Source organism: Shewanella sp. BJSY2023SW007 (assembly GCF_047314525.1).
Lineage (GTDB): Bacteria > Pseudomonadota > Gammaproteobacteria > Enterobacterales > Shewanellaceae > Shewanella > Shewanella chilikensis.
In genome coordinates this window covers 1-1,168 of record NZ_JBKORL010000023.1, presented here as the reverse complement: position 1 = coordinate 1,168, position 1,168 = coordinate 1, and the positions used below count along the sequence as shown (strand labels likewise).

Sequence of the window (1,168 nt, the reverse complement as noted above, 5' to 3'; positions counted from 1 at the left end):
CGACCATACGGCCATTGGCATCGTAGCGGAAAACATTGTCTCCCTGACGCACTACCCGCCCGGCTTGCTAAAAGATATGGCTGTCCTGTATTTTTATTGAAAAACTTTAATAAAATCTAATTTTTAAACATCAGAAAGGACTCATTGAGTCCTTTCGGCAAAAAAGATTTCAATACACCACTAGCTTTCCATTGGGCCACTCCCCCAACCAACCGCAAGGAATATGACCACACTCGTAGATGGATAATAACTTATAGAAAAACAATGGTTTTTTTAATTTCTCTTTATAAAAGTCTTCTATTAAATAGTGGGTAACATCCCATTCAACGCACTGAACTAAAAGTGTATTATCAATATCATTTAGGTGAGGGATTTTACCTTTTAAATCATTTTCAAAAAATAACTTAGCTTCTTTAGCCACATCATTCCAATGCTGATATGCATCGGTAAATTTGTCTGCTAAGTAAGCTGACATTTCATTAGATTCTTCCAAAGTGACATTTTCCCACTCAGGAGCAGCTAGAAACTCCCCGGTTTCATTTAAAGAATTTGCTAATATCATGTCGGTAAAATCAACCTTTTCACCAATACTTGAAAACCATTTAATTTCCAATAGCTTATCTTTTGTTAATTTAGATATTTTCATAATTTCACCTAATTAATTCGTCCAGGAATCCGAGGAACTAACTGCCCACCAAGTAAGCCATACTGAATCCTATTCTGAATACTGTATTTTACAGCCTGATTTACTTGATTAGCAGGCAAGCCTGCTGACTCTAATGAATGCTTTAATGCTTGAGTATATTGAAGGTTTGTAGGACGTTGCTCACTGAGTTCCCCTCCACGTCTATATTTATCCCAAAATTGCTCAAGAGATTTATGTGCTTAATAGTGAGGTGTACAAATGCATTACCTTCCAATTTGATTGCAGCACCACTATTGGTAGGAATCACATCACGAAACACTGCATCTTGGTTTAAGTGATGCGATTGTCCCGGGCGCGAATCATTTTTCAGCTTACCATGTGGTCCCAAAATTGCGTCATCAGCTTCTTCAGCATTAGGACAGCCACTCAACCCTAGCGGATCCACCCATTCGAGCGGGTTGTGCACATAGGCCTGTGGCCGCGTGCCCCCTGCCAGCCCTATCGGATCTGGACTCAGGTATT

At 39.6% G+C, this 1,168-nt stretch carries 1 protein-coding gene and 1 pseudogene; both read right to left on the bottom strand.

What is annotated here, in order from left to right; genetic code table 11:
- Nucleotides 1-169: 169 nt before the first annotated feature.
- Nucleotides 170-646 carry a hypothetical protein gene (locus ACMHXE_RS04335; RefSeq protein WP_101057803.1) on the bottom strand — a complete coding sequence of 159 codons (477 nt, stop codon included), beginning with the start codon at nt 644-646 and terminating at the stop codon, nt 170-172.
- Nucleotides 647-788: 142 nt separating this feature from the next.
- Nucleotides 789-1,168: pseudogene (locus ACMHXE_RS04330) on the bottom strand (hypothetical protein); the annotation flags it as partial.

What these genes read in the sequence shown, in the direction of transcription:
- ACMHXE_RS04335 (WP_101057803.1), bottom strand. Translation starts at nt 646, where the DNA reads ATGAAAATATCTAAATTAACAAAAGATAAGCTATTGGAAATTAAATGG.